The organism is Lysinibacillus sp. FSL W7-1291, from assembly GCF_038593415.1.
Classification (GTDB): Bacteria; Bacillota; Bacilli; order Bacillales_A; family Planococcaceae; genus Lysinibacillus; species Lysinibacillus fusiformis_D.
Genome location: NZ_CP151994.1, coordinates 2,443,830 through 2,470,245, shown reverse-complemented (window position 1 = coordinate 2,470,245; position 26,416 = coordinate 2,443,830). Strand labels below are relative to the sequence as shown.

The 26,416-nt window shown below is 35.0% G+C and carries 25 protein-coding genes; 17 read left to right on the top strand and 8 right to left on the bottom strand.

All coding sequences use genetic code 11. The annotated features are described in order from the left end of the window. Nucleotides 1-520: 520 nt before the first annotated feature. Nucleotides 521-1,396, top strand: coding sequence for an aminoglycoside phosphotransferase family protein (locus NST76_RS12030; protein ID WP_342543913.1), 876 nt, complete (start codon nt 521-523; stop codon nt 1,394-1,396). A 563-nt stretch (nt 1,397-1,959) separates the two neighbouring features. On the opposite strand, the gene NST76_RS12025 is transcribed toward NST76_RS12030, so the two are convergent. Both NST76_RS12025 and NST76_RS12020 read right to left on the bottom strand, forming a co-directional pair. After that, complete coding sequence (locus NST76_RS12025; protein ID WP_058843659.1) at nt 1,960-2,604, bottom strand: DUF1295 domain-containing protein; 645 nt, start codon at nt 2,602-2,604, stop codon at nt 1,960-1,962. A gap of 17 nt (nt 2,605-2,621) precedes the next feature. Next, complete coding sequence (locus NST76_RS12020; RefSeq protein ID WP_036117073.1) at nt 2,622-3,425, bottom strand: MerR family transcriptional regulator; 804 nt, start codon at nt 3,423-3,425, stop codon at nt 2,622-2,624. 398 nt (nt 3,426-3,823) lie between these two features. Here NST76_RS12020 and NST76_RS12015 point away from each other — a divergent pair, with 398 nt between their 5' ends. The 3 genes from NST76_RS12015 (at nt 3,824) to NST76_RS12005 (ending at nt 6,210) form a co-directional block, all read left to right on the top strand. Beyond that, nucleotides 3,824-4,543: a hypothetical protein gene (locus tag NST76_RS12015; protein ID WP_340809108.1), complete on the top strand. Its 720-nt coding sequence runs from the start codon at nt 3,824-3,826 to the stop codon at nt 4,541-4,543. 207 nt (nt 4,544-4,750) lie between these two features. After that, nucleotides 4,751-5,260, top strand: coding sequence for a ClbS/DfsB family four-helix bundle protein (locus NST76_RS12010; RefSeq protein WP_036117070.1), 510 nt, complete (start codon nt 4,751-4,753; stop codon nt 5,258-5,260). A 605-nt stretch (nt 5,261-5,865) separates the two neighbouring features. Then, nucleotides 5,866-6,210: an N-acetylmuramoyl-L-alanine amidase gene (locus NST76_RS12005; protein WP_308302777.1), complete on the top strand. Its 345-nt coding sequence runs from the start codon at nt 5,866-5,868 to the stop codon at nt 6,208-6,210. 312 nt (nt 6,211-6,522) lie between these two features. Here NST76_RS12005 and NST76_RS12000 read toward each other — a convergent pair whose 3' ends face one another. Next, the gene (locus tag NST76_RS12000; RefSeq protein ID WP_036117068.1) at nt 6,523-7,038 is read right to left on the bottom strand and encodes a hypothetical protein; all 516 of its coding nucleotides are present in this window, start codon (nt 7,036-7,038) and stop codon (nt 6,523-6,525) included. A gap of 452 nt (nt 7,039-7,490) precedes the next feature. On the opposite strand from NST76_RS12000, the gene NST76_RS11995 reads away from it, so the two are divergent. Beyond that, on the top strand, nt 7,491-7,724 hold the full coding sequence (locus NST76_RS11995) for a DUF3953 domain-containing protein (RefSeq protein ID WP_036117066.1): 234 nt from the start codon (nt 7,491-7,493) through the stop codon (nt 7,722-7,724). A gap of 789 nt (nt 7,725-8,513) precedes the next feature. On the opposite strand, the gene NST76_RS11990 is transcribed toward NST76_RS11995, so the two are convergent. Then, complete coding sequence (locus NST76_RS11990) at nt 8,514-9,140, bottom strand: DUF4352 domain-containing protein (protein ID WP_089932710.1); 627 nt, start codon at nt 9,138-9,140, stop codon at nt 8,514-8,516. Between the two features lie 1,558 nt (nt 9,141-10,698). Between NST76_RS11990 and NST76_RS11985 the strand changes: the two genes are divergently transcribed. The 8 genes from NST76_RS11985 (at nt 10,699) to NST76_RS11950 (ending at nt 17,830) form a co-directional block, all read left to right on the top strand. Further along, nucleotides 10,699-11,124, top strand: a complete 426-nt coding sequence (locus tag NST76_RS11985; protein ID WP_338651282.1) for a thioesterase family protein — start codon at nt 10,699-10,701, stop codon at nt 11,122-11,124. Nucleotides 11,125-11,135: 11 nt separating this feature from the next. After that, the gene (locus NST76_RS11980) at nt 11,136-11,510 is read left to right on the top strand and encodes a DUF423 domain-containing protein (protein ID WP_089932718.1); all 375 of its coding nucleotides are present in this window, start codon (nt 11,136-11,138) and stop codon (nt 11,508-11,510) included. A 162-nt stretch (nt 11,511-11,672) separates the two neighbouring features. Next, nucleotides 11,673-12,989: an SPFH domain-containing protein gene (locus tag NST76_RS11975; protein WP_036117057.1), complete on the top strand. Its 1,317-nt coding sequence runs from the start codon at nt 11,673-11,675 to the stop codon at nt 12,987-12,989. Nucleotides 12,990-13,003: 14 nt separating this feature from the next. Next, the gene (locus tag NST76_RS11970; protein ID WP_342543912.1) at nt 13,004-14,107 is read left to right on the top strand and encodes a hypothetical protein; all 1,104 of its coding nucleotides are present in this window, start codon (nt 13,004-13,006) and stop codon (nt 14,105-14,107) included. Nucleotides 14,108-14,643: 536 nt separating this feature from the next. Continuing rightward, nucleotides 14,644-15,849: an EAL-associated domain-containing protein gene (locus tag NST76_RS11965; RefSeq protein ID WP_036117053.1), complete on the top strand. Its 1,206-nt coding sequence runs from the start codon at nt 14,644-14,646 to the stop codon at nt 15,847-15,849. A gap of 558 nt (nt 15,850-16,407) precedes the next feature. Continuing rightward, nucleotides 16,408-16,593, top strand: a complete 186-nt coding sequence (locus NST76_RS11960; protein ID WP_036117050.1) for a hypothetical protein — start codon at nt 16,408-16,410, stop codon at nt 16,591-16,593. Nucleotides 16,594-16,830: 237 nt separating this feature from the next. Next, nucleotides 16,831-17,112, top strand: coding sequence for a hypothetical protein (locus NST76_RS11955; protein ID WP_036117048.1), 282 nt, complete (start codon nt 16,831-16,833; stop codon nt 17,110-17,112). A 160-nt stretch (nt 17,113-17,272) separates the two neighbouring features. Then, nucleotides 17,273-17,830 (top strand): GNAT family protein, encoded by a 558-nt coding sequence (locus tag NST76_RS11950; RefSeq protein ID WP_342545274.1) that lies wholly within the window; start codon nt 17,273-17,275, stop codon nt 17,828-17,830. A gap of 201 nt (nt 17,831-18,031) precedes the next feature. On the opposite strand, the gene NST76_RS11945 is transcribed toward NST76_RS11950, so the two are convergent. Further along, on the bottom strand, nt 18,032-18,916 hold the full coding sequence (locus tag NST76_RS11945) for a LysR family transcriptional regulator (RefSeq protein WP_340834398.1): 885 nt from the start codon (nt 18,914-18,916) through the stop codon (nt 18,032-18,034). A 129-nt stretch (nt 18,917-19,045) separates the two neighbouring features. Between NST76_RS11945 and NST76_RS11940 the strand changes: the two genes are divergently transcribed. Beyond that, the gene (locus tag NST76_RS11940; protein ID WP_342543911.1) at nt 19,046-20,059 is read left to right on the top strand and encodes an alpha/beta fold hydrolase; all 1,014 of its coding nucleotides are present in this window, start codon (nt 19,046-19,048) and stop codon (nt 20,057-20,059) included. Nucleotides 20,060-20,739: 680 nt separating this feature from the next. After that, on the top strand, nt 20,740-21,132 hold the full coding sequence (locus tag NST76_RS11935) for a RidA family protein (protein WP_342543909.1): 393 nt from the start codon (nt 20,740-20,742) through the stop codon (nt 21,130-21,132). A gap of 54 nt (nt 21,133-21,186) precedes the next feature. On the opposite strand, the gene NST76_RS11930 is transcribed toward NST76_RS11935, so the two are convergent. Then, nucleotides 21,187-21,432 (bottom strand): hypothetical protein, encoded by a 246-nt coding sequence (locus tag NST76_RS11930; RefSeq protein ID WP_036117032.1) that lies wholly within the window; start codon nt 21,430-21,432, stop codon nt 21,187-21,189. Between the two features lie 839 nt (nt 21,433-22,271). Between NST76_RS11930 and NST76_RS11925 the strand changes: the two genes are divergently transcribed. Then, entirely contained in the window at nt 22,272-23,126 is an 855-nt protein-coding gene (locus NST76_RS11925) for a hypothetical protein (protein WP_036117030.1), read from the top strand. A 282-nt stretch (nt 23,127-23,408) separates the two neighbouring features. Further along, nucleotides 23,409-23,882: an IS200/IS605 family transposase gene (gene tnpA / locus NST76_RS11920; protein WP_036129052.1), complete on the top strand. Its 474-nt coding sequence runs from the start codon at nt 23,409-23,411 to the stop codon at nt 23,880-23,882. Between the two features lie 112 nt (nt 23,883-23,994). On the opposite strand, the gene NST76_RS11915 is transcribed toward tnpA, so the two are convergent. Together NST76_RS11915 and NST76_RS11910 are read right to left on the bottom strand one after the other, a co-directional pair. Further along, on the bottom strand, nt 23,995-24,873 hold the full coding sequence (locus NST76_RS11915) for a PhzF family phenazine biosynthesis protein (RefSeq protein WP_342534872.1): 879 nt from the start codon (nt 24,871-24,873) through the stop codon (nt 23,995-23,997). Between the two features lie 442 nt (nt 24,874-25,315). Then, nucleotides 25,316-26,356, bottom strand: a complete 1,041-nt coding sequence (locus NST76_RS11910) for a DUF418 domain-containing protein (protein ID WP_342543907.1) — start codon at nt 26,354-26,356, stop codon at nt 25,316-25,318. Nucleotides 26,357-26,416 lie beyond the last annotated feature (60 nt).

Below are 26,416 nucleotides of genomic sequence, written 5' to 3'. Positions count from 1 at the left end.
AAAAAATTATATCCATTCATTTATAATATTTCTATATATTGTTTTGTAAAGATTGGATTAAAAAGTATTTATACCTAAATTGTAAATTCGATAATAGGTTATTAGTAGGGATCTGTATCTATGGTAGTAATTCTATATAATTATATTAATACAGGTAGGAATTATAAGTATTATATAAAAAATTAATTAAGGCTTTCGAAATAAAGCTGATAAAATCATCTCGTTAGTTTTTCTTAGAGGTGATCTTGTTGTTGAGTATGTATGCTAAATTGGCTTTGTGTAAAAATTAAAAACATGGTAAAATAAACCATATAAATTATGATGAAAAATCGATTGATAGGGGGGAATTGTGTGATTGATAAGTAAAAATGAAAAATATATTTATTTAAAAAATCATAAAAACAATGAGTATTGGTAATTACATTTAGGAACGCTTCATGTACTTAAACAAACGGGTAATTAGTTCAACAAGAATTTGGGAATCAACACAATAGAAAGAGACCGAAAGGGGGATTACTAAATGAATAATAACTTTATTGAAACCATTCAGTCGCTTTATTCTGACCTTTCCATTGAAGACTTTTATCCTAATGAAATTGGACAGAATAATGATGTGTTCATTGTAAACAAATCTTTGGTTTTTAGATTTCCAAAATATAAAAATGGAATCAATCAATTAAGAAGAGAGACGGAAATTTTAAAATACATTCAAGGTATCATCTCAACCCCTATTCCGAATCCAATTTATCAGTCTTTTGAAGAGTTAAAACCAGGTAAAGTCTTCACCGGCTATAACCTAATAGATGGTGTTCCTTTGTGGAAGGAGAGCTTAACAGGTGTTAATAGTGTTGAATTGGTTAAGGGGTTGGCCAAACAACTTGTTTCTTTTCTTGTAGAACTCCACTCTATTTCAGGGGAAAAAGCAAGTCGAGATTTGAAACTAAAGGTTAGTAACCCACTTGAAGAGGTGTATAGCCTGTATGATAAGATTCAAAATAATGTATTTCCTTTTATCAGAAGCGACGCTCAAAAGGAAATTTCACAATCTTTTGAAACGTTTCTAAAAGGGAAGGCATTCTCAAATTTAGATATAACACTTATACACGGAGATTTCGGAGCATCTAACATATTATGGAATCCAGAAACAAGTATGATTTCAGGGATAATAGACTTTGGTGGTTCGGGTTTAGGAGATCCAGCGTATGACTTTGCTGGAATACTCTCTAGCTATGGCGAAGATTTTTTGGATATGTGTATTAACCTATATCCTAACGGTGATGAAATATTTGAACGGGTTAAATTTTATAAAAGTACATTTGCTTTACAAGAGGCATTGCACGGAATTGAGAATGGAGATAGACAGGCTTTTGAAGATGGTATTAAAGATTATAGATAGATTGCTTGCTCAACTAATAGGTGCTTTCGTACAATATGGACTTCAAACTTCTACATATAGTAAGAGCGTGTTTTGGACAATGAACTGCACCCCAATTGTTATTTTCAAAACACGCTCTTTATTGTTCTCATATTAAGGTTTATTACAAATTTATAGCACGAGAAGTTAATGCTAAGTTTGTGATCAAGCCATTTATTTTATCGCTCAACCACATGTTCCAAATGTACGCCCTTTTCCTATGACATCCAATAAAAAAACGATTAAGCGTGTCTTTGTGGATGCAAAGGAAAAGTGTGGAATATGATGGACAAGCTTAAGAGGTCTTAATAAATTGTCCAGGTAGGCGATGCTTATTTTTGCTGCCATGAATTTAAAGAAATTGGCTAGGCAAGTTGTTTAAAAGAGTTTTGCTTGAAGAGTCTATTTTATTGGGTAGTACATTATCATATTTAAACATAATGAAAGAAGAAAAAAAGATAAAAGGAATCGAGAGTGAACTTTTCGATTCCTTAAGTCGACAGTCTGGGACCATTCTATAATAGGTGAACCTGATGTTTTTTTATTTACCAAATGAAAGGGATTAGCTTTTTAGTTTTCTGTTTATATATTGTAAATTGTTCTCCGTACTTATTTTGTAAGTAATTATCTGATTTTGGGATATAGCCAAAAACAAATACGAAGAATAAACTAAGAGGGATAAGCAAACTATAAATATTGTTAGAGATTAGTGCTAAGCCTAGTACCCAAAGGCAGTCTCCGAGGTAATTAATATGAATCGCATATTTAAATAAACCTCCCGTATAGAGCTTACCTTTGTTTTCAGGATTGTCTTTGAAAGGTTTTCTAAGTAATTCTGAAACTGTGTTTAATATACTTCCTCCTAAAAATAATAGCCAGCCTACAATTAGCATTGTTATGTTTGGATCCTGTTTGCTCGTAATCATTAAAATGGGAAAGCCCAAATAATAAATCCCAAAAGCTATACTGTTCATGATAGCTTCCTGCATTGCAATACCTCTAGGTAACCAAATAAACATCATAGCTGTTAATCGCAAAGCTGTAATAATTAAAGCAATATAAAGCCCTAGAGAAATGGCAGATTTTCCATATGTATTGAAAAGTAAATAATATGCAATAACTAAATAGATAATCTCAGCAACTAAAATGAAGATTTTTTCTTTTATCGTAGAATTATTTATACCGTACAAAGTAAGGCACTCCTTTGTTATTTATATTTAATAGGAAAAAATACGTCTGTGATATTATTATCCTCTTGTGTACTATAGGGATCTGTTTGATAAACTTCGAACGGTGCACCATTTAGTTTATAGTTATGTTCGGTTATCCAAACATGTAGTTTTGTATGGATGGAAGGTAGTTTATCATAAGAACCAATAAGCGTAGCCATTGCACAAAGACCAGGATTAAATAATCTTGTTTCATTCGTGGCGGTTGTAAGTGGTATGGCCATTTCTACATCATAATTATCAGGTTCATATTCGGCACTATGGAAAATAGCAAGTGGTTTTGCACTAGGTAATAAATTATTGAACATAATTTTACTAAACAACTCATTAAAGTGTTTTAGAAAATCATCGGTATTTATTGTCTTTCGCTGAGATAAGATATCATATGGTAAGTGATCCACAAGTTTAATCTCAATCTCATTTAAATAGCCCATGATACTTCCCTTTTTATCAAGCTCATGAATATCAAGTTTTAATTCATTTAACAATGAAGCATAAAATGTAAGTTGTTGTGTAAGAATTTCTTGTTTTGTTTTCAATTTAGAACTAAGAAGTTCGGTATCATCCCAATTAGTTAAAATAAATTTGATTTCTTCTAAAGAAAATAAATAGTTTTTCAATCGCGAGATGGATAAAGCAGTTTCTAATTGAGGAACATTGTAATAACGATAGTTATTTCTAGCATCAACAAAAGCAGGCTTTAAAAGTCCGATTTCATCGTAGTAGCGAAGCGTTTTCAGTGTAAGATGAGATATTTTCGAAAATTCACCAATGGTCAGCATAACAATCACCTCCTTATAAATTACTTTAAATATAAAGCATCCTGTAAGGGGAGGGTCAAATCAATAAACTAAGCTTTCTTAAAGTTTTTGGCATTCAACATGGGCAACATGACTGCATCGAAAAAATATTTTAGAAGTTAATAAGAAATCTAAGAGCCTAGCCAGGTTGGCCTAAGCATTCTAGTATTAAATAGTTTGAACCTAAGATGAGTTTCTTTATTAAAATATCTATGATTCTCACACCACCACATACCACAAGTTTATAGTCAAAAGCTATTGGCACTGAAAAGCTTTAGCCATGATAATACGGTGCATGAGTCGATAAAAGTAGCATTTTAAAAATTGTAATAGAATCCCATTCATTATATATGTATATTTATATAGGAGGAGGGATATTGGTGAAAAAAGTTCTTCATCTAATAGCTATTGCATTAGTTGGATTTTATTTCTTGTACGGCTTAACTAACATGTTTTTAAATAGCAAAGGATATGAAGGTGCTGATTATCTAGTTTCTATCATTTTATTGGTACTTATTGTTTTATTTGAGGGATTTCTAATTAAACTTTATAAACGAGCCTATAGCGCTGAAGCTATAGAAGCACGTAAACAAAGAGAAGCTGCGAAAAAGAAACAACAGTTCGAGGCAGAGAGTAAAGTACTTGGTTCTAAATCTCGACAACAGCTATTCAATGCAGATCTATGTATTAAAGTAAAACATATGGCTGGATTACCAGTTGCCGAAGGTGCTGAGATATTTGTTTACAGATGCAAAGATAAAATCGTGTTTGAAAGAAGTCAAGCCACAATTGAATTAAATATAAATAAAGTGATTGATATTCTAATAAAAACAGATGTTGAAATTCAAAAAAGTTGGGTAAGTGATGCTGGTAAAGCTATAGCAGGGAATAATCTTTTTGGTTCATTAGGTGCTATAATTGGTGGAGAGGCAAAGGAAAAAACGAGCACAATCATAGAGAAGTATTTAATTTTTGCTTATGAAAAGAATGGTGAAATAAAATATATATCTATGGAAGTCACGAATGAACCTAATGCAAATTTATTTAATTCAAATTATTACAATCTCTCCAATAACGAAAGAAGATTTACAAGTCTTTAAAGAGCGCATTAGCAATTATAGATTGTAGACCAATGATCACTAATTTTGTGAATATAGTGGGGCTATCATTGAATAAACACAACATAATTGAGTGTACTGTCATTATCTGCCACTCAAACAGATAGGTAAGCATTATTTTAAATTTCATTTTTTAGAAGGAAATCATTCAATTTTGCTGAACTAATAAATGGAAGAGAGGGGAGTAAAGTGAGGCAGTATGCAAACAAGGAAGAATTGATTAGTACGATTAACGACAAGTATAAAAAATATATTGCAGAATTTAATGATATACCAGAAGTCTTGAAAAACAAACGGATTGAGGAAGTGGATAAAACTCCATCTGAAAACCTTTCTTATCAACTTGGATGGATAAATCTTTTGCTTCACTGGGAGCAAAAAGAACAACAGGGAGAAGAAGTACACACGCCAGCAGAAGGCTATAAGTGGAATAATCTAGGTGGATTGTACAATTCTTTTTATGAACAATATGGAGCGTACTCTTTGAAAGAACAACAATCAATGCTTGATGAGGCGGTCACTAATTTATGTGAGTGGTTAAATATTCTATCTGAGAAGGAATTATTTGAAGTTGATCAAAGGCGATGGGCAAAAACACAAGCTAATTGGCCTGTTTGGAAATGGGTTCACATTAATTCAGTTGCCCCATTTACAAACTTTAGAACCAAAATTCGTAAATGGAAGAAGATTAACCTTTAAATATTTTTGAAAAAGAAGTGATGTTTTTTGTACATATTGATTAGTAACAGGCGGTATGGATATTCTTTAGCCTTCCACAAACATGGAGGGCTTTTATTATGCGCTATGATTATTAATGGAGATGGGCAACGGTACACAATATTCTCGATTTGCCTCATGGCTTTTTACTTTCAAAAAGGGCAAAGATTGTAGATAAATGGAACAAACATTTAAGTTTACTTAGCACAGTAGGCGGCTGAGGTTTATGACAGTACATTTTATTTTAAATGCAATCGATTTTATCTGGAATGGCAGCTAACTGGGGAACGATTAACAGTAAGCGTCGGTATCAAGGCATCATCAAAAAAAGCATGATGTTGGTTTGAATCGTAGCTAATCTCATCTATTTAGTGCTGCAAGATCAAGGATTTACAATTGGACAGATTATTCCAGATGCTGTTGTAGTAATGTTTATCTTAAACGAACTAGTTAGCTTAGGCGAAATTTCAGCAAAACTCGGTGTGAATATGTATGTACCAGTTAAGAGAGCATTAGAGATATTCAATACAAAGAAGAAAAAAGCGAAATGACATATGCTTTAAGCAGTCCTTGCTACCAATAAACAAATATCCAATCAAGGCACCATACACAATGGCGCCTCAATTTATCACTATACGCAACAAGGCCACACAGCTAATGAGATTTCATATAGGATTAGCAACAACAATCAGGTGTCTTATCATGTTACTGTGGATGATAAAGAAAGCATTCAGGCTATACCTTTTAATCGAAATGTTTGGCATTGTGGGGGTAGTACTGATCCTAATGCGATAAAGAAAGGAAACTGGCTTTCTATTGATATCAAAATTTGTCACAGCAAAAGTAGTGGATTACGTTATCGAGTTGCAGAGGAAAACGCTGTTCAACACATTGCGAAGCATTTAAAACAATTCGGTTGGGGTATTAAGTAAGTGAAGAAGCACCAGGGTTGGAACGGCACGTATTGTCCGCAATGAATTTTAAATGAAGATCGTTGGAATCGTTTTTTGAAATGAATTAAGGCATCGATGAAGCCAGCAGAAATCTGAAATACCAACAGAAAAGGATGATGACATAATGCAATTCACAAACAAGCTAACTAAAATCGCAGTAGATAAAAAGCCCAACGATAAATCACATCTAGATAAATTCGCTGTTGGTACACTTACCAGAAGTGATTTTGAAGGGAATTAACATTGCACATCGTAGTGTTTAACAGCAAAGGTCAATTACCTTAATGTTTTTTAACCACCTATTTGAATAACGGTTAAAGAACGACTGGCGTAACCAGCGACTAGAGAATCCGACGAGGCACTTACTCCTACTAAGTCTCCGGCAGATAAAGTAGCTTGGACAATGTAGCTTGAACTACTTCTATTTAGTACATTAAAAATAGCTATTCCTTCTAAAAAAATAGGTAGTCCATTTACGGTAATGCTGACAGTGAAATACGGTTGATCTGGATCGGGTAATGCTGTTGCTTGTGCATTTATTGAAATAGTAATTTGATATACGCCATTGTTTTGCACTACTAATTCATTTCCAGATGGGCTGACAGTTACATTAGATAAAGGGCCCACTTGCTCAAATGTAACGGGTGTCGATACAGGCGATAAAAAATCTAATGTATCTCCTCGCAGGGACCCATAACCTAATACGCCAGGAGTGACAGGTGCAACGGGGCCAGGAGTAGCAACAATTTTAGGGAAGTAGTTCGCTTCACTTTGACAACAGCTCGTTTGTGTATGCCTACTAAACATTTCTAGATTCCTCCTTTATAGTTTGTTTAGTATTATATTCTAATCTCTTAAAATGATTTGAATTAATACCCATCAAATAACCAACATAATTATCAACAGCAAGTTATTAATCAAGTTCAGGCGCTCACATGAGTACCTAGTCTTTTTTTATTTCCATAAATCTCCTCGACATTAGGGGAGTTGAAAATAATAATGTACAATCGGAGGTAGGTCGGTGAGGTAAGGTTTTCCTCCCTTGGTATTTATCAAAACCTAAATATTAGGGAAAAACAGATAGAGGATCGATCAGCGCTGAGCAAACTTGTCGGAGCATGACATACACGGTCGATCTATATTTTTAAGAGATTAGGTTTATTAATTAATATAAAAGGTAATTTATTTACATTTATTTACATTTACTCTTTTTTGTAGTATGATAAATAAATATGAAATTTAAAGAGGTGTAGAAGGTTATGCTGAAAATTTTACCAATTGCCTTTGCTATCATAGCAATATCTCTTTCAACTTATGGACTTATTACACGTGATTACCAGCTGAATTTCCTAATGATATTCTTTTTGGGTTTATCTATGTTAACCTTAGGAATTAGAGAATTTCAAAGTAAGAGAAAAGCTTATGGTTTGTTTCTAATAGGAGTATTTTTCTTTTCAACATATGCATCAATTCAAAGTTTCATATGGAGATAAATAAAGGAATGGTTTATAAATGAACTTCCTCCACTTTCCATTTATTTCAGTTAAACTTACTACAGCAACAAAATGCCCGGAAAAGCACCCAATACAATTTGCTACAAAATAATGTGGTGTGTTCTACCACGAGTCGCAAATGAGCTCTCGACAATAGGGTTATCACAATGTCAAAGCTTTCATCTTAGGATGGAGGCTTTTTATTATGTATTCGAAAGGATGAGGAAAGATGGAATTAAACAACATACAAGAGCTAGAACAATACGCCGATGTGTAGTTAGCCAATAATCAATGATTGGTAGCAGGTATTTTTTATCAACTTATGAACCCACCAATATCCAATATGTTATGCTCTGCTCTTTAACTATGTCTGCAATTATTTTTTATAGTATTACAGATATAATTAATGGACTATTTAATGTTAACTGAATTTCAGAAGTAAACAAAAAATATTGTAAGGGTAATCGCGTAATAATATCAAAAGATATTCTATAATTTTTATAGAAAAGCACTCTTGTTTGAGGGTTAAGGAGAGAGATTCTGGAGCTATTCAGTTTACTAAAATTGACCTAGAACCTGTTTGAACGAAATTAGAAGCTACTAAAATATTAAATTTAAATGATGCTCCTGTTACACTTGGTTTTAATAAAGTCGAGAGTTTAGATATAGTAATTGAAGAATTATTAAAATTACGACATATAATGTCTGGTGAAGGTGAGTACGAATGGACTGCTAGTGGAAGAATTGTAGATAAAAGCTAAATATGAAAAGCCACTCATTTGAGTGACTTTAATAATGTCTTAGATTAATCATACCTGTTTCAGTACCGAAAATACCCGTTTGTACTTGCAGTTGTAAATCAGTTGCTTCTGCTACTTCTGAAGCAAGGTCAAATACAACTTTACCTTTAATCTCCATGTCAGGGTTTACTTCTTGTAAGAAGAAGCTATTTTGAATGTTACCATCTTCACCTTGGTTTGCTGACATGCTAGCAACACTATCGGATTCATATGTTTTTTCACCACGTTTTAATTTGAAGAAACTAGCATCAATTGTTACAGCTTTATTTCCATTGTTTTTGTAAGTAACATCTAACACAACATATGTACCACTTGCTTTTGTAGGTAATACAGAAGGCCCTACTTGATCTGTTAAACTAACTCCATTTAGAGTAAACACTGCATCTCCAACTTCTAAAGGAGTATCAATTACGGCAATCTCTTCTTTTTCTTTAGCTTTTTCATCATCTTTTGATGAATCTTTATTTTCTGGCGCTTTTGCAGAAGTCTCAACTTTATCTTTAGAATCCTTCTCCTTTGTTGTATCATTGCCTCCTGCCATATTACCAATGGCGCCGATTACAATGATGGCAACAATTAAAATAAACCACCATTTTTTGTAGAAAGGTTTTTTCATGTAAAATAGTCTCCTTTGTATATGTTGTTAGTACTATTAAATTATATCAATATTACCATGTTATGTAAACTTATTATACTAGAATATGGTTCAAGCTTAGTAAATCACTCAAAGAAATAGCCAGGTGCTCAACAGAGTACCTGGTTTTTTATTTGTTTATATAGAGTTTTGATAGATATTCACTAGAATAATTATGTATATTTTACAGAGTTTTGAACATCGTGGGAAGCCTATTATTGAGATGTACCAATTAAACAACACAAGGAGGAAATTATTTATGTCAATTAATAAAGGAAATACTGATTTTAATTTAACTGTTTCACAAACAGGGGATAAGAGTTTAAAAGTATCATGGAACTGAAACTAAAGTGGCCAAGAACAGAACAGTTTTATATAAACAAGATAAGAAGTCACCCATTTAAAATAATGAGTGACTTTCTTTTGTTATTTATCACAAGCTAATCCATCACCATCTCTAAAGGCACTTTCTCTCCGTTTTCTCGTTTTAAAAATAGGGTAGCTACCGATTTATCTTTCCCGATATTAGCTCCCATTGCTCCAGCTATAGCTCCCGCATTACCGAATTTACTTCCGATTACTGTCCAGCCAACTATACTTGAAGTACTCTTTTGGACATTTTCTACACGTTCCCATTTAATTAACTTGAAGGTTTCTGGTTCTTTGTAGTCGACAGCAATATTTACATAGCCTTGTTTGGTTTGTATTAAAACAACTTTCTTTTATCTGTTCTTTTCCATTCTAGATGGTCATGTTTAGCTTGATTGCTTTAGGTGCTTTTTCTTTCTTTTGAGGTATTGTTTTTTCTGGAATGCTGAAGATATTTTCAAATTCATTCGCGAAAGGTTTGGTTGCATTATCATTAGTTAGTTTGAGTTTAATCTCATTCTTTAAATAGGTGAAATCAACTTCTACAGCTAATATTTTTCTGTTGACGATTTAGTTACTAATAGCAATTACATTGTAAGAAACAAATAATTTTCCTTTTTTATCTTTTTCCAATGTAAGCAATCTTTTAGTAGTTAACAAGAATAAAAAATAAGTTAACTTTTTTGAAGCGGTTGTCGCAGATATTATCTGTTCATCATGCTCAATATGAGTTGACAAAATATTTATATCTTCTTCAACAAACGAAATAACCTGTTTACCAGCTGGCTATAAATAAACTCTTATTTGTTCTTGTATATTCAAATTGACTTCGTCATTCCATATAGAATGTTGGTAATACAAGAAAACTATATCAATCCTGTTTGGTGTTGTCAGTACGTTATAAATAATAAATAGGTCACTCATTTGAATGAAATGAGTGACACACTGTGTGTAAATACAGATTAGTGTACCTGCTTGTGCATGTTTATTTATAAATCATAAAGAGGTACCGCAGTGTTTATATGAATTATATTTCACATTAGAAAAATCTATATTTATTTTAGATATTTAAGAAATGCTTCCCTCTATTTTTCAACGTTCCAATTTCCATAGAGCAAAAACCCCGCCAAACCAACATTTTTACGCTATAATGTAGGACGAGGTGAAGAAAATGTTTGTGAGTGAAAAACAGATTGAGATTCGATATGCGGAGACCGACCAAATGGGCGTGGTGTACCATGCAAACTACATCATTTGGATGGAGATTGGGCGTTCGCAGCTGGTGAATGATGTAGGTTTTGAGTATGCTGCTTTAGAAAAAGATGGCTATGTTTCGCCAGTAATGGATTTGTCGATTTCGTATAAGGCCGCCATGCATTATGGACAAGTAGCGACAGTACGTACTTGGGTGGAGAAGCATGATCGTTTACGAACAACCTATGGCTATGAAATTTTACATGAGGATGGCACGGTGGCAGCCACAGCTCAATCCGTACATATTCTTGCGCATAAGGATACATTGCGCCCGGTCTCTTTAAGTAAAATTGATCCTGCTTGGGATGCCAAATATAAAGAAATTGCTGTTGAGGCAAAATAGGAGAGCAACAGATGGAAATGTTTTTAGTGTTAGGTGCGATTTTGGCAGGTCTTGGTGTTATTTTAGGTGCTTTCGGGGCACATGCACTGAAGGATAAGTTTGCTTCACCGCATTATGCAGCGATTTGGGAAACGGCTGTGCAATATCAGATGTATCATGCTTTAGGGATTATGGGGCTAGGTATTCTCTCTAATGAGGCACTTTTAGGAAGCTCTAGTCTGCTTTCTTGGGCAGTATATTTGATGTTTACAGGGATTGTTTTCTTTTCTGGTAGCTTATATGTGCTTGCCGTGACAGGTGTGAAAAAGCTAGGGGCGATTACACCAATTGGCGGAATGTTATTTATCGTCGCATGGGTGCTTGTTATAATAGCTGCCTTATCCTAATAAAGAAAATGTAACGAGACAGCTATTATGATTCATTTCATAGAGGCTGCTCGTTTTTTTAATTATACGAAGAAAATGAAACAATTTGTCTGATTTTGCGTATTACATAGTATTGATAGATGATAAAATAAGCTAAACATTAATATGAAGGTGGGAAAAATTATGGGTTTATTAAAAGCAGGAGTTGGGGCATTAACAGGCGTCTTAGAGGATCAATGGCGTGAGTATTTCTATTGTGAGGCATTATCTGCAGATGTTCTTGTAACAAAGGGTGTGAAACGTACTTCTAAACGAGGTTCAAATAAAGGCAATGACAATATCATTAGCAATGGCTCGATTATTGCCATCAATGAAGGGCAATGTATGATGATTGTTGAGCAGGGGAAAGTTGTTGAATTTTCTTCAGAGGCTGGAGAATATGTTTATGATACATCAACAGAACCATCGATAATGTTTGATTCAGATTTGTCGCAAGGTATTCTGGAAACGTTTAAGCAAATAGGCAAGCGTTTCACTTTTGGAGGAGAGCCTGCGAAAGATCAGCGAGTTTACTATTTTAATAAGAAGGAAATTGTAGGGAACAAATATGGAACACCTGCACCCATTCCATTCCGTGTCATCGATCGCAATATTGGTTTAGATATTGACATTGCAATTCGCTGTCACGGGGAATATTCATATAAAATTATTGATCCATTATTATTCTATACAAATGTTTGTGGCAATGTAGAGCATGAATTCACAAGAGTAGCAATTGATAGCCAGTTAAAATCGGAATTAATGACAGCATTACAGCCTGCTTTCGCGCAAATTTCAGCAAGTGGCGTTCGTTATAGTGAAATACCTGCTCATACAGTTGCTTTAGCAGATGCACTCAATAAGGTATTATCAGAAAAATGGCTTGCAACACGTGGCTTGGCTGTTGTGTCATTTGGTATCAGTACGCTCAAGGCTTCTGATGAAGATGAAGCCATGATTAAACAGCTACAACGTAGTGCCGTTATGCGTGATCCAGGCATGGCAGCTGCCCATTTAACGGGTGCGCAGGCAGAGGCTATGATTGCAGCTGCTAACAATGAGGGCGGTGCGATGGCAGGATTTATGGGCATGAATATGGCCGCACAAGCTGGTGGCGTCAATGCTAGTCAGCTTTATCAAATAAATGAGCAAAATAAGCAAGCTGCGATGCAAAATCAAGCAACGAAAGCAACTGATACATGGACTTGTGCATGTGGTCATGAAAACACGGGGAAATTCTGTTCAGAGTGTGGTGCGGCAAAACCAGCGGAAGAAGGCTGGGCATGTACTTGTGGTGCGGTCAATAAAGGTAAATTCTGTAGTGAGTGTGGGGCAAAAAAACCAGCTGGCGCTTTACTTTATGTATGTGATAAATGTGGATGGACACCAGAGGACCCAGTGAATCCGCCTAAATTCTGTCCAGAATGTGGCGATGTTTTTGATGAGAATGACGTCAAGTAAGGAGATGAAGACTGATGTCAACGCAAGATGTTGAAAATGTCAAACAAGTGCAGCTTGACTTTGATGCGGAATGTCCGTCATGTAGCGCATCAATTGAATTTAATCCTTCCACGGGTAAACTGACTTGTCCGTATTGTGGCTTTGAGACTGAAATAGCAACGCCTGATCAGGAGGAACAAAAAGTTGCCCAGGAAATGGACTTCTTCAACGCAGAAGAACGTGGAAATTTCAATTGGGGCGTGGAGAAAAAAACGGTCATTTGTAAAGCCTGTGCTGCTGAAACGATATATGATGCTCTACAGGTTGCAGATAGTTGCCCTTACTGTGGTTCCAATCAGGTTATGGACGCTAGCGCTGAAAATACACTTGCACCGAATGGGGTATGTGCTTTTGAAGTAACAGATAAGCAAGCAGGAGAACATTTTCAAAAATGGATTAAAGGCAGATGGTTTACACCGAAAGCTGCTAAAACTAGTGCAAGACCCGATGCTTTTAAAGGAGTATATCTTCCATATTGGACATTTGACTCCAAAACAAGCTCTAGATATTCTGCTAGATATGGACGTCATCGAACGGTTACTGATAAAGATGGGAAAACGCACACGGAAACCGATTGGTATTCAACAAGTGGCTTTTATCAGGAGTTTATCGATGATCACTTAGTCAGTGCAACGACCCGATATGATCGCGACATGATGCGCAAGATTGAACCTTTTAACCTTTTAAATAATAAAGCCTATAAACCAGAATATGTAGCTGGATTTTTATCAGAGCGTTACAGTATCGGCTTGCAGGATGGATGGAGCCAAGCAAAAAATGAAATCCATGATCATCTCCATGCACAAATTACGTCCAAAATTCGTTGGGAAAATCGTGCGGATGTAGTATCAAATTTACGCTTTTCCACAAATCATGATGATATTACATACAAATATTTAATGTTACCGATTTGGCTATCCTCCTTCCGCTATAAGGAAAAGATTTATCGCTTTATGGTGAACGGACAAACGGGGCGAGTAGGCGGTAATGCGCCAATTTCACCACTTCGCGTAACCATAGCTGTTCTGTTATCGTTAATGGTACTAGCAATCATTTGGTATTTCTTCCTGTCTGAATAATGATGAGCAGCACTCCAATTTGGAATGCTGCTTTTTTTCATCCCTGACTTCTGGGCGACAGACTGTTTAGATTTTTCGAGCAGATGGGCTATTGGACATAGATTTTTTTACAATAAGTATTGAAGGTTGAAATAACATAAAATTGTCCTGAATTGCTGGGTAAATGACTGATTTATTTAGTATAGATAGGGTTATTATCATGTATTGTCATGGCTGTTTCCGCGGTATGCTGCATACGTTATAGTGAGAGTACAGCCTTGAAAAAATGTTTTACTGGTTTAAAAATGATCAGATAGTAGAGAAAGCAACCTATTCTGTCTGAAAGTCGTTAGAAATGGTGAAAATCAAACACTGGTTAAAGCGAAGAAAAGGCAAAAATTTAGGTTAGATTTTCCATTAATTATGATAAGTGAAGTTGCGATTTTACTTTAAACCACTTATTATACAGTCAGAGAGCATTTTTTAAGCTATTAATGCACTATATAATGTTATTTTTGAATAACAATAAGAAGTTATTCATAATGGAGGTTTCGATGATGGACGCAATTGAAGTGTTAACAAATTTAGATCAAATACATGGGTATTATCAACCGATATTTAGCGCAGACGCGCATACGGTGATTGCCTACGAAATTTCCGGACATCTCCAAATTGAAGGGCAACAAATTAATTTAAAGGATTTCGTCAATAATGAAGATATTCCAGAAGAATATCGAATTGATATGGAGCATAAAATTTTACATGCGGCATTAGCCAAAATTGATGAGATTGCATCTGATATAGATATTTACATTCCAAGTAATCCAAATTTACTAATGCAAGATTTTGGTGAAAGTCATTTTAATATTATCCAACAATATATAGCTGAAGAGGATTTACGCCGTATCGTACTGGTTGTATCAGAGCACCGTTTTTTAGGAGATATAAATAAATTACACCACGCCCTGCGTTATTTTACGACTTTTGGGGTGAAAACCGCTGTGCAGGAAGTTGGAGCAGAAAGTCATTTAGAGCATATTGCTTTATTGGCACCTCATATTTTAAAGGTTAATACACGTGATTTAAATTATGATTCTTGGTCAGCTCAATCGGACATGATTTCCGCTATTGGTAGCCTTGCCTATAAAATTGGTGCCAATCTTTTATTTGAAGATATCGAAACGGTGTACCAGCTACAATTCGCCTGGAAAAACGGCGGTAGATTTTATCAAGGTCCGTACCTAGCGAATCCAGCAATGACCTTTGTCGATAAAGATGTGTTAAAGGAACGCTTTAAAAAGGAATGCCAGCAATTCATTACTTCTGAAAAGAAAATGCTAGAGGCGCAATATGTGCAGTTGAAAAAATTAAGAGAGGAATTAGAGGCAATTGTTCACCGTGTGAAACCAACGAGCGACAATGTATCCCAGCTAGAATATCTTGCCGAGTTATTGGATAATTACTCTTTCCGACTCTATATATGTAATGAGGATGGTTTCCAATTAACACCTAATATTATGCGAATTGATGGTAACTGGGAAGTACAGCCAAGAGCCATTAATAAAAACTGGAGCTGGCGCCCATACTTCCTCCAAACAATTATTAAAATGCGGAATGATCAAAGTGGGGAAATCTCAGAATTATACCGTGATATTGAAACAGGGGAAATTACTAGAACATTCTCCATCGCCATCAACGAACATGAATATTTGTTTGTTGACCTTTCCTATGACTATCTTTATGAGCACAGTATTTTTAGGTAAGCCTAGAAATGCTTACCTATCAAGGGTTATGGGGCGTAACTTATGATTGTACCCCAAAGTTGAAGATTAAAGTGATTTATCCGAATTGAACTTAACCTTTACGAGTAGTTCTCTTAAAGAAGGTTTTCATGAATTTATGCCATAGACTTTTGTTAACTTACAAAGCTTTCATCTTAGGATGGAGGCTTTTTATGTGGAAATATATCCTATGTCATTTTAAATGGTCAGATCAAGTGAAAATAGGGGTAGATTAATGGGAAGTGTAGAAAATGAAGTATTCGTGATAAAGTAATGTTGTACTAAAGTATCTGTTGCATCTTTAAAGTTGTTCTTGCGATTATGAGTGATAATGGTGTAATATAACTTCAACAAATAACCCGAGCTTTGACATGAAAAAATTTAAAACGTTTATTGATAAAGCATTTAAATGGCCAGATATACGTCAAAAAATAATAGAACTTCATCAGATGCCCGAGGATTTTGCAGTTCCACATAATTCCCCTGAATTTAACTATTTTAAAGTTATTATTCAAGTTATAAACAAAAAGGACGGATGTAATGAAATATAATAAAACAACAATGCTAAAGCTTATCAATGAACATCGAGCGTTGCATGATGAATTAAAAAAGCTAAAATCTGAAATGGGTTTAGAGAAAAACTTCGCAGTAAAGGCATTGTATCATTCATTTGTTGCAGAAGATGGTCCTTACATGAAAGAATACCAGGATTTAGAGCGATTATAATAAATCATAGTACCACTAACAAGTGGTTGGGAAAATAAGGGGAGATCCTTAGTTTAATTTAGTGGAGCATCATTCAAATAAGGAATGATGCTCTTTAATTTTAGAAAGAGATATTAAGTGTGTCAGAGAGAGCTTCCTTTGCTTTTTTTAGAGATTAGGCATCAAAAATGTTTTAATTTGCTATTCATAACCATATAATACTATTAAAGCTATTATTAGTATGAATGGAGGAATTAAATGGAAATAAAAACACAAAATAAATTTATTGATTTAGTGAAAAATACCATTAGTAATAACGGACAAACTATCGGAAAGCGTCTTGAAGATAAGCACAAAGGCTTTGAGAGCGGCTGGAAGGTTGATGGAAATGAAGTTGTGTTTTGGGTTAGTCCTACACTAAGTCTTAGTGATTATACAGGAAGCTTAATGAATGAATTTAGTTTCACTATAGCTTTTGACGAAGAAACAGATAAATTTATTGTATCTGGCAATAGTGCTAAGTCTCGAACTTTGTTATAAATAATCAATTATTGAGTCACATCCAATAGATGTGGCTTTTGTTTTTGTAATGATAAAAAGAGTTGCATGTACAAATTGAATAGTTATGATAATTTTCTGAATATAATGTGTTACTATTTATTTATGAATAATGCTAATGATGGTGAAAAAAGGAGTTATGATGAGTATAAATTTCGAATTTAAAGATTTTCCTAAATTGGAAACGGAACGCTTCATCTTACGAAAAGGTATAGTTGATGATTGCAAAGATATTTTTGCACTTTATTCTGATGAAAAAGTGGTCAAGTATTTGCCATTAACATTATTTGCTTCAGTTGATGATGCATTACATGAATTAAACTGGTATGATAAAATTTTCAAAGAACAAACTGGCTTAAGATGGGTAATTGAAGAAGCTAAGACCAAAAAAGTGATTGGCACTTGTGGTTATTTGAATTATGAAAAAGAACATAACCGCATAGAAATTGGCTATGATTTAAACCCTGAACATTGGGGAAAGGGTATTATGCAAGAGGCTTTAAGTAAGATCATACATTTTGCTTTTACGTCGATGGGAATAAATAAAATTGAAGCGAAAATAGAGCCAGAAAACAATTCATCTATAAGATTGTTGGAAAAATTAAATTTTAGTCAAGAGGGTGTTTTGAGACAACACGAACTTGAAAAAGGGAAGTATGTTGATCTTGCCATTTTTTCAATATTGAAAAGTGAATATTAAGAGATTTAGGAAGAAGTCATGTCCCGTAATGGGAGGTGGCTTTTTCTATTGCTTTGAACATAGCCTCAAGCAGCCTTAATTTGATGTTGTAGTCACATTTTTTAAGTCCGTTGTGCACTAATTTGAGTCTGTTTCCTTTCTTTAGAAAAAGGTCGATTCAGTATCATTAACTTCTGAATCCGCCCCTTCCTCCTAAGAATATTACTGTAGTAAATTTCTTGCTAAATCTGTAAAGGCTTTTATCGATGGAGAAATCCATTTTTCTTGATGCCACAACATTTGAGTGGCAAATTGTATTTCAGATAAATCCCAAGGTAGAGGGATCAGCTCACCTCGCTCCATTTCTCCCTTTAGCGCCATTTCTGGTAATAAGGCAATACCGAGTCCCGCCATTGTACATTGTTTAATGGCTTCTACACTATTAAACTCAAGTTCGGTCAAGCTGTCTGCCCCATTCTTTACCAAAGTACGATAAAAGAAAGTCCGATAAGAGCAACCTTTTTCACTTAATAGAATATGCTCTCTATTAAAATCTTCTATGCTTAATGTAGCACGAGAAGCTAATGGATGGTCGGGGGAAACGACCATAAGAAACGGTTCGTCCAATAAAATTTCTGTATGAAGATCTGATGATACGATCGGTTCATCTAGCATAAAGACCACATCAACATCTCCTTCTCTTAGACTTTGTTTCAAATTTTGACCAGACAAAGGTTTAAAAAGCAGACGAACATGGGGATATTGTTGACGATAATCTCTGAGTAATGCTGGTAAACGGTATGTACAGAGTACTTCGTCTGCACCAATGATAATTGTGCCAGTTAATTCTCCGTTCTGACTGGAGACACAACGGGCTTCCTCTATATCGTTTAATATTTTGGTAGCATAGGGCAATAACTGGTGGCCAGCATCTGTTAATACGACACTCTTGCCCAAGCGATCCAATAACCTAACGCCCAATTCTTCTTCTAACGCCTTGATTTGCATGGTTACAGTAGACGGAACATAGTTCAACACTTCGGCAGTGCGACTAAAACTGCGAGTGGAAGCAAGCGTCCAAAATGTTTTAAGCTGACGGATTTCCATTGATACAGCACCTCTTAATTCAAAAAAAATGAACGTTATATTCAAAAACGTTTCGTTGATTTGATGGTAACAGTATCGTAGAGTAAAAATCAAGCTACACGCAAAATTTTATAAAAGGGGATTTGAATTATGAAAGATTACGAAATTTATTCACTTGGAGATGTCTTGCTACAATCGGGACAAAAATTGCCTCAAGCTTTTCTTGCTTATAAAACCTATGGAACTTTAAATTCTGCAAAATCAAATGTGATTGTTTATCCTACTTGGTTTGCTGGCCAGCATACGGATAATGAGTGGTTAATTGGTTCTGGCAAAGCACTTGATCCAGACAAATATTTTATAATCGTGCCTAATATGTTTGGGAATGGACTATCCTCCTCGCCAAGCAATACACAGGCTCCTATGGATAAAGGTAATTTTCCACTTGTAACGATTTATGATAATGTTCAGTTACAACATCGACTCATAACTGAAAAATTTGGTATTAAGAAAATTGCTCTAGTCGTTGGATGGTCACTCGGTGCGCTGCAAACCTTTCAATGGGGAAGAAGTTATCCTGAGATGGTCGAACGGATTGCACCGTTTGGCGGAACAGCAAAGACCAGACCACATGCACAAGTTGTTTTTGAGAGCCTTATCACAGCATTGCAAGCAGACGCCAACTGGAAGCGAGGCTTCTACACTAATCAGCCTACAGCAGGACTTGCTGCGATGGGACGTGCCTATGCGCCATGGGGATTTTCTCAAGCCTACTATTTAGAACAGCTCTATCAAGAAGAAGGGTACACAACATTAAAGGCATATCTAGAAGATTATTGGGATAAAGTGTTTCTTTCCTTTGATGCAAACGACTTGATTGCCATGCTACGAACAGGTATTAACGGAGATATAAGTGCTAATCCTCAAGACAACAGAAATTTTGAAAAAGCGTTAAACTGTATCACTGCTCAAGCCCTTGTTATGCCAGGGTCGACCGATCTTTTTTTTCCGCCAGAGGATAATACTTATGAAGTAAAGCACATGCCTAATGCAGTTTATCGACCAATCGAATCTAAGTGGGGACATTGCTTCGGAATTGGACAAAACGAACAGGATTCTCTTGAGATAGACAACCAATTGAAACAGTTTTTACAATTGGTATAGCAAATTTATGTATGGAGTAAAAGTGAATTTTTATTTGGCATTCATATTGCGAAGAGGGCTAAACGTATAAAATCAATTCACCTTTAATAGAACCTAATTCGAAAAACACCCTCCAAAAAAGAAGTGACTATCTATGCCTATCCAGTAATGAGTAAGTTAAAAATTGAATGAAGTGCAGTATAGAACCATTATGGCATTTATGAATATAACAATTTTAGATAGTCTGTTCAGAATTTGTTGAGGATGCTATGCTATTTTAGTAATGAACACGCATAGGAACAAAAAAACTAGGTGCTCCGATTAGGAGAGCCTAGTTTTTTAAGATGAGAAGAGTCACTTGGGATGGTGTGACCCTGGTAACAATTTCGGAGGTGTAAGGCTAATTTCGCTTTACACTATTATTTATATGCTGTATTCGTTATGGTTATATAGTTAATTGCCTGAGAAATAATAATAAAGAAACTCATAAATCGTCTCTACGCTTCCTTGATTAGCTAGGATAGAAATGGTAAAGTGAAAATAACTTTAGGGAACAGGAGGAGAATTTACATGAAAAAAAGATCTATTCGTTTTTTAAGCATGGGTATAGGGTTCTCCACGGCTGTTTTTTTCTAAAATCGTTGAACAAGGGATAAGTTTGCCCTTTTTTAGAAAAATAAGAACCTAAAGGAGTATGGAAGATGACAGTAAAAATAGTGCGTAAAAATCCAATGCAGGTGCCTTACCCAGTCGGAAAATATAGCCATGTAACAATCATCCCGAAAGATGCAACAATGTATGCATTTTCAGGACAAATAGGTATCGGTCAAGATGATCAATTGCCTCAAGGATTCGAGGAACAAATAACCAATACATTTAATAATATAGAAACGATTTTAGCAGCTGAGGAATTGGATGCTAGTCATGTAGTCAAGGCTAACATTTGGGCAACAGAGGAGATTGATTGGGCTTATTTCGATCAGCAATGGAAAGCCATGTTTGGTGATTCCTATCCCTCTATGACTGTTGCTTATGTTACGGCTTTAGGGCTACCAGATATTAAAATAGAGATTGATCTTTGGGCTGCTAAATAGCCTAAAAAACGACAATATCCAAAAGATATTGTCGTTTTTTGTATAAATACTGTTCTAACGTAACATCCTTTTTAATTGCTTCAATTCATAATTTAATTCGTCAATTTGCTTTTGTAGTTTGTCAATATCATTGCTATTGCTTTCATTTTCCTTCAACTCATCCTCTAAAGCAAGACCAGCCGCAATAGTTGCTATTGCGTCACCGAGTGTTGTAATGGCTCCTGCAATGACCGCCAGCTTAGCTGCTTGGCTAACTGATTCGATCCCCTCGCTATTCCTATAGCCCTTGTTATTTTTCATAAAATCCTCCCTACAAAAAAGGGTATTATTTGCATTATATGTTTAGGATAAGTGACAGGTGAAAAATCATTTGGCATACATAGCCTAAAAGGTTACTGATGTTGGCAAAGAGGCAATAGAAAACCACCTACAACAATATACACTGGGCTCGTTTTTTAGCTCTGATTGGAGTGGTTGTTGATCCTGCAAGCAAATAGGCGTATAAAATGCATTTTTTTTAAATGACAGGTTTTGAATAATAGTGGTGAGTGAAGGGCAACGGTTATTAACAAAGAGAAATTCACTGGAGCGAAAGCAGACCGACCACAATTAAATAAGCTGCTATCTAAAACAGAGGAAGGTAAGAAGCTTGTTAGAACCAAACCCCTAACTTGATTTTCTTACAAAAAACTTTTGCAACAGGGGAGTCTCTTTATAGGGAACATCATTGATTTCATGAAGCCCTCCTATGTTTAGTACCAATAATCAAGTGGTTATTTAAAGAGGTGTTTTCCAGAAATTTTGCGATTTTTGGAGGCTTTTATTACATAGCTATTTCAAGGTAATTCAAAGAATAAATAATCATTTTACCTTATGGTAAAATATGATGTCAATAATAAATTTGTAATTTTTTTAAAAAATGTTATAATAGTCTTACAATTACTTTTTTAAAATCGTATTTCGAATTCAGATGTCCTTTTTTACAGATAGAATTTGGGTACGTTTTTTTAATATCCTTTTTTAAGCCGAAGAAAAAATCAAAACAGTTATGTGTGCTTTAAAGGAAGTTAGTTGAATAAAATGATTAATTTACTATCTAATAGTAACCGAGTTTTTATTCCTTAAGGAGGACTAGAATAATGAATCTAATCAATAAGAAAGTTACACACAAGCGTTTTGGCATAGGTAGTATAGTTAAGCATAATGATTCTAGTATTGAAATACATTTCGGATCGGAAAATAAAAGGTTTGTTTTCCCTGATGTATTTGGAAAGCACCTAAAAATACATGATAAAAGTGATGCTAAGTTACTTGAAGAAATTATACAAAAAAAGGAAATTGAGCGAAAAGAGGAAGAATGGAAGAAGGAAGAGGAAAAAATACTACAAAGAAAAAAACTGGTACTTCGTTTGGAACATGAAAAACTTATGCATAACCATAAACTTCATCCTGCATCACAAATGGTTTTTTGGTGTGACACAGAAGAACAGGATAGTTCTTTTTCAGAGTGGAAAGTTTTTTCGGGCATATTAAAAAGTGGTAATAACAAAGGAAAGCCAAACAAACCGAGCCGTTTGCACCAAAATAGCGCTGTCCTCTTAACAGCAAAAGATTCCAGCATGCTTGAAAAAGACAGACGTATCTTAGGTGTCTATATGGTGAATGAAAACTTTGTCGGCAAGCTTTGTGAAGATGGATATATTCCAGCTCATTCAAAATACAGAATTCAACTTACAGAACAGGAATCGGATCAGCTGCTTTTCTGGCACTATTATATCAATGAAAAATTCCCTGAAAAAATGACATGGAATACAGGTAAATATCGTTATTTTGAAAATTTATGGATGGCTCAAATTTTGCTTGATATAGTTTCATTAAAAAGTGACACAGATGAACGAGAGCTGGCACAACAATTTTTTAAACATTTTTGTAAAATGAATCAAATAACAGCCCAAGAGTTACCAAAGCCTAATGGCGCATTAACGCGTATATAGATGTTAGTCCAAGGATTATAAGAATGACGAACAACTATTTTTTAGCGGTATATTTGATTGCATTTTACTAAGAAGAAAAGACAAAGCATCGAATAATCAGATACTTTGTCTACAGTCTGAGGTTGAGAAATTATTTTCTCAACCTTTTTATTGTGTGCTTTGAAAACCCCCTGCTATGCAGGGGGTTCCGGAAAGCTTTTAGCTATGGACAATAAAAAAACTCCAAACGTACAATAAAGTCAGGTCTAGTCAACCGACTTCGTACGAAAGGAGCCACCATAAATGGATAATAAAAGTTTAGCACATACAACGTGGAATTGTAAGTATCATATCGTCTTTGCGCCAAAGTATAGAAGGCAGATTATTTATGGTCAAATTAAAGCAGATGTTGGAAGAATATTGCGCCAATTATGTGAAAGAAAAGATGTAGAAATCATAGAGGCAACAGCCTGTCCTGACCACATTCATATGTTGGTAAGTATTCCACCGAAATTGAGTGTATCTGCGTTCATGGGTTATTTAAAAGGGAAGAGTAGTCTAATGATTTTCGACCGACATGCGAATTTAAAGTATAAATACGGTAATCGTCAATTCTGGTGTCGAGGATACTATGTGGACACAGTCGGCCGAAATAAGAAAAAGATACAAGAGTATATAAAAAATCAATTACAAGAAGATATCCTGCAAGATCAAATGACGATGAAAGAATTCATTGATCCATTCACAGGAGAAGAAATCAAGAGAAAGAAAAAATAAGTAAGCCGCTTTAGCGGTTTGTGTGAAAACGGAGTGCGGTTGGCAGACCATTCGGAATGTCTTTAGACATGGGCCAGTACCCCAGCGTTTCACGCGCAGAGCAAACCACCAGTTATACTGGTGGTTCTGATTTACACTCAATATTTTCTACATTTAAACACTTAGTTTCACAATAATAGCCTTTGCCGCCAACATAAACTTTTTCTATTTCATTCTTGCTATTGGTTGCTAATTTCACTAATATTTCGGAAGGCGAATGTAAAGAATAACCTTGTTCAAATACATAGATTTCTTTTTGCAATTGATGCTGTTCATAAAGGTAGCTAGCTAATGCACCGTTTGAAGTTCCAGTTGCCGCTTCTTCATTAATGTCATATAGTGGAGCAAAATTTCTGCATATCATTCGATCGTCATTAAACGTATATACATGCATCCCAACAACATCATAATACTCGCTAATTTCTTTAATCTTTTCAAAATTAGGTTGCAGTGCATGTAATTGTGTTTCACTTGTTATAGGAATTAAAATATCTTTTAAGCCCGTGGAGACAATTTGAATTGGGTATTGATTGTCTATAGCTTTACTATCAATACAGTCGATAAACTCGTTTGGTGATACAATATCATAGAATTTCGGTTTGTTTTGTTCCATGAATATGATGTCATCTTTTATGGTAATAGTAAGGACACCGCTGTTTGTTTCAATCGTGTAGCGATCCTTGAAAAGTTTATTTAAATGCATCAGTATCGTGAAAGAGCCAATTGTGGCATGGCCACATAAATCAACCTCTTCTTTTGGTGTAAAATACTCAAATTTATAATCAGCCATGTCAGATTCTGATATAAATGCGGTTTCCGCATAGCCCAGTTGTTTGGCTATGGCCATTTTTTGAGTAGTGGTCAATGTATTTTCATTCAATACCACTCCTGCTTTATTTCCGCCTTTATGATCCTTGCTAAATGCACTTGCAACATAAACAGATATTTTCATAAGACACCCTTCTTTCCTCACTTATAGTAAATTGTAGCATAGAAAGCACTAGGTATAAATGATGTTGGATAAATTTGCTATAAAGCAAGAGACAAACTATTTTTAGCATCTGAACTCTCCAGAAATAGTTTATCTACAGTTTGAGTCACTAGATTTATTTTCTTTTGTTTCCTATAAAGTGTCCCAAATGTTTACTTTCGGTTCTTAATAGCTATTTTATAAAAATAAAAAAACAGCGTCAGCACTGGGCTTACGCTGTTTTTAAATTAGTCACATCTGCATATTTCTGACCGTAATCGTATGTATGCAATAAGTGACCAAATAAAATGGGGATGTGTTTCTTGCTGAAGATATGAGCAAAGATGGAAAGCGAGTAGGGTACATTACCAATATATGACGTTTAATCCACTACTGATAGGTGTTTATCATTGACGATAAATAATTAGTGCCCTTTTTTGCTTTGGCGTAGGGGAGGGGCTGTCCAATAGGTGCCCATTCGCCACAGCCATTCCATAGGACCAAAGCGGAAAAAATGTAACCATAGCTTGCTAAAGAGCAATTGACAAACATAAATACCTAGACAAATCCACAAAGACTCAATGTAACGAAGCTGTCCAATGAGCTGGAAGGCATGACCGATTACTAGAATAAGCGCGGTTTGCCCCAAGTAATTGGTTAAGGCCATTCGTCCATATGCCTTTAATGGTGATAACAGTTGTTGAAATAAAGAGTTTTGTAGTAATAGAATGATTGTCCCCATGTAAAATGCCGAAGCGAATGGGCTAAACTGTAATCCGATTAATGCAAATTGCTCGATATTTGTAATATGGACGTCTAGCTGATCCTTGGACAGCTGATCCATCGTATCGATTGCATCAGGGACATACTGCCATTGATAAATCCAGCTAGCAATACTTATACAGCCCATAACAATCGTTACTAGTATGATTTTATTTCGATGAATTGAGATATTTTCAAATAAGCGATATTGACCAGCAGTTAGACCTAGCAAAATAAGTGGAAAGGGCATCAAAATTTTAAGGCCCCAATAAGCAGTAATAGCTAATAGGATTAATCCAATGATTAGATTGAATTGTTTGCGTATTTTATAAAATGGCAAGGCTAAAAAGCCAAAAATGGCATAGACCGTTAAGGCTTCACCTGGTTGGAAATAGAAATGGACAATCCCCATAAGTAATAACATCAAAAGTCTGCGACTAAATAAGGAATAAGCTTTTTCATTTCTTGCAAGGGCACGAGAAATAAAAAGATAGAATCCTATACCAAATAAAAATGAAAAAATGATGAAAAATTTACCCTCTATAAAAAGAGTTAAAAAGCGACTATAGGCAATATCGCTCGTTAATGTAGGGGGTTCAATCCACATTAATGCGGGAATATTAACTAAAATAATGCCAAGTAGAGCGAATCCTCTTAAATAGTCTAATGTATCAATTCGTTTGTTGTTGTCGGTTGGTTGCAACGGTCATCTCCTCCTTCAAAGCCAAGTATAAGATAGTTTACTAAAAAGTAGTAACGATGA

Excerpts from the sequence above, each read along its gene's own strand:
- tnpA (WP_036129052.1), top strand. The coding sequence starts at position 23,409 with ATGGATAATAAAAGTTTAGCACATACAACGTGGAATTGTAAGTATCAT.
- NST76_RS11980 (WP_089932718.1), top strand. The coding sequence starts at position 11,136 with ATGGAAATGTTTTTAGTGTTAGGTGCGATTTTGGCAGGTCTTGGTGTT.
- NST76_RS11955 (WP_036117048.1), top strand. The coding sequence starts at position 16,831 with ATGGAAATAAAAACACAAAATAAATTTATTGATTTAGTGAAAAATACC.
- NST76_RS11960 (WP_036117050.1), top strand. The coding sequence starts at position 16,408 with ATGAAATATAATAAAACAACAATGCTAAAGCTTATCAATGAACATCGA.
- NST76_RS12030 (WP_342543913.1), top strand. The coding sequence starts at position 521 with ATGAATAATAACTTTATTGAAACCATTCAGTCGCTTTATTCTGACCTT.
- NST76_RS11990 (WP_089932710.1), bottom strand. The coding sequence starts at position 9,140 with ATGAAAAAACCTTTCTACAAAAAATGGTGGTTTATTTTAATTGTTGCC.
- NST76_RS11970 (WP_342543912.1), top strand. The coding sequence starts at position 13,004 with ATGTCAACGCAAGATGTTGAAAATGTCAAACAAGTGCAGCTTGACTTT.
- NST76_RS11935 (WP_342543909.1), top strand. The coding sequence starts at position 20,740 with ATGACAGTAAAAATAGTGCGTAAAAATCCAATGCAGGTGCCTTACCCA.
- NST76_RS11965 (WP_036117053.1), top strand. The coding sequence starts at position 14,644 with ATGGACGCAATTGAAGTGTTAACAAATTTAGATCAAATACATGGGTAT.
- NST76_RS11945 (WP_340834398.1), bottom strand. The coding sequence starts at position 18,916 with ATGGAAATCCGTCAGCTTAAAACATTTTGGACGCTTGCTTCCACTCGC.
- NST76_RS11940 (WP_342543911.1), top strand. The coding sequence starts at position 19,046 with ATGAAAGATTACGAAATTTATTCACTTGGAGATGTCTTGCTACAATCG.
- NST76_RS11985 (WP_338651282.1), top strand. The coding sequence starts at position 10,699 with ATGTTTGTGAGTGAAAAACAGATTGAGATTCGATATGCGGAGACCGAC.
- NST76_RS11930 (WP_036117032.1), bottom strand. The coding sequence starts at position 21,432 with ATGAAAAATAACAAGGGCTATAGGAATAGCGAGGGGATCGAATCAGTT.
- NST76_RS11915 (WP_342534872.1), bottom strand. The coding sequence starts at position 24,873 with ATGAAAATATCTGTTTATGTTGCAAGTGCATTTAGCAAGGATCATAAA.
- NST76_RS12000 (WP_036117068.1), bottom strand. The coding sequence starts at position 7,038 with ATGTTTAGTAGGCATACACAAACGAGCTGTTGTCAAAGTGAAGCGAAC.
- NST76_RS11995 (WP_036117066.1), top strand. The coding sequence starts at position 7,491 with ATGCTGAAAATTTTACCAATTGCCTTTGCTATCATAGCAATATCTCTT.
- NST76_RS11975 (WP_036117057.1), top strand. The coding sequence starts at position 11,673 with ATGGGTTTATTAAAAGCAGGAGTTGGGGCATTAACAGGCGTCTTAGAG.
- NST76_RS12020 (WP_036117073.1), bottom strand. The coding sequence starts at position 3,425 with ATGCTGACCATTGGTGAATTTTCGAAAATATCTCATCTTACACTGAAA.
- NST76_RS11925 (WP_036117030.1), top strand. The coding sequence starts at position 22,272 with ATGAATCTAATCAATAAGAAAGTTACACACAAGCGTTTTGGCATAGGT.
- NST76_RS11950 (WP_342545274.1), top strand. The coding sequence starts at position 17,273 with ATGAGTATAAATTTCGAATTTAAAGATTTTCCTAAATTGGAAACGGAA.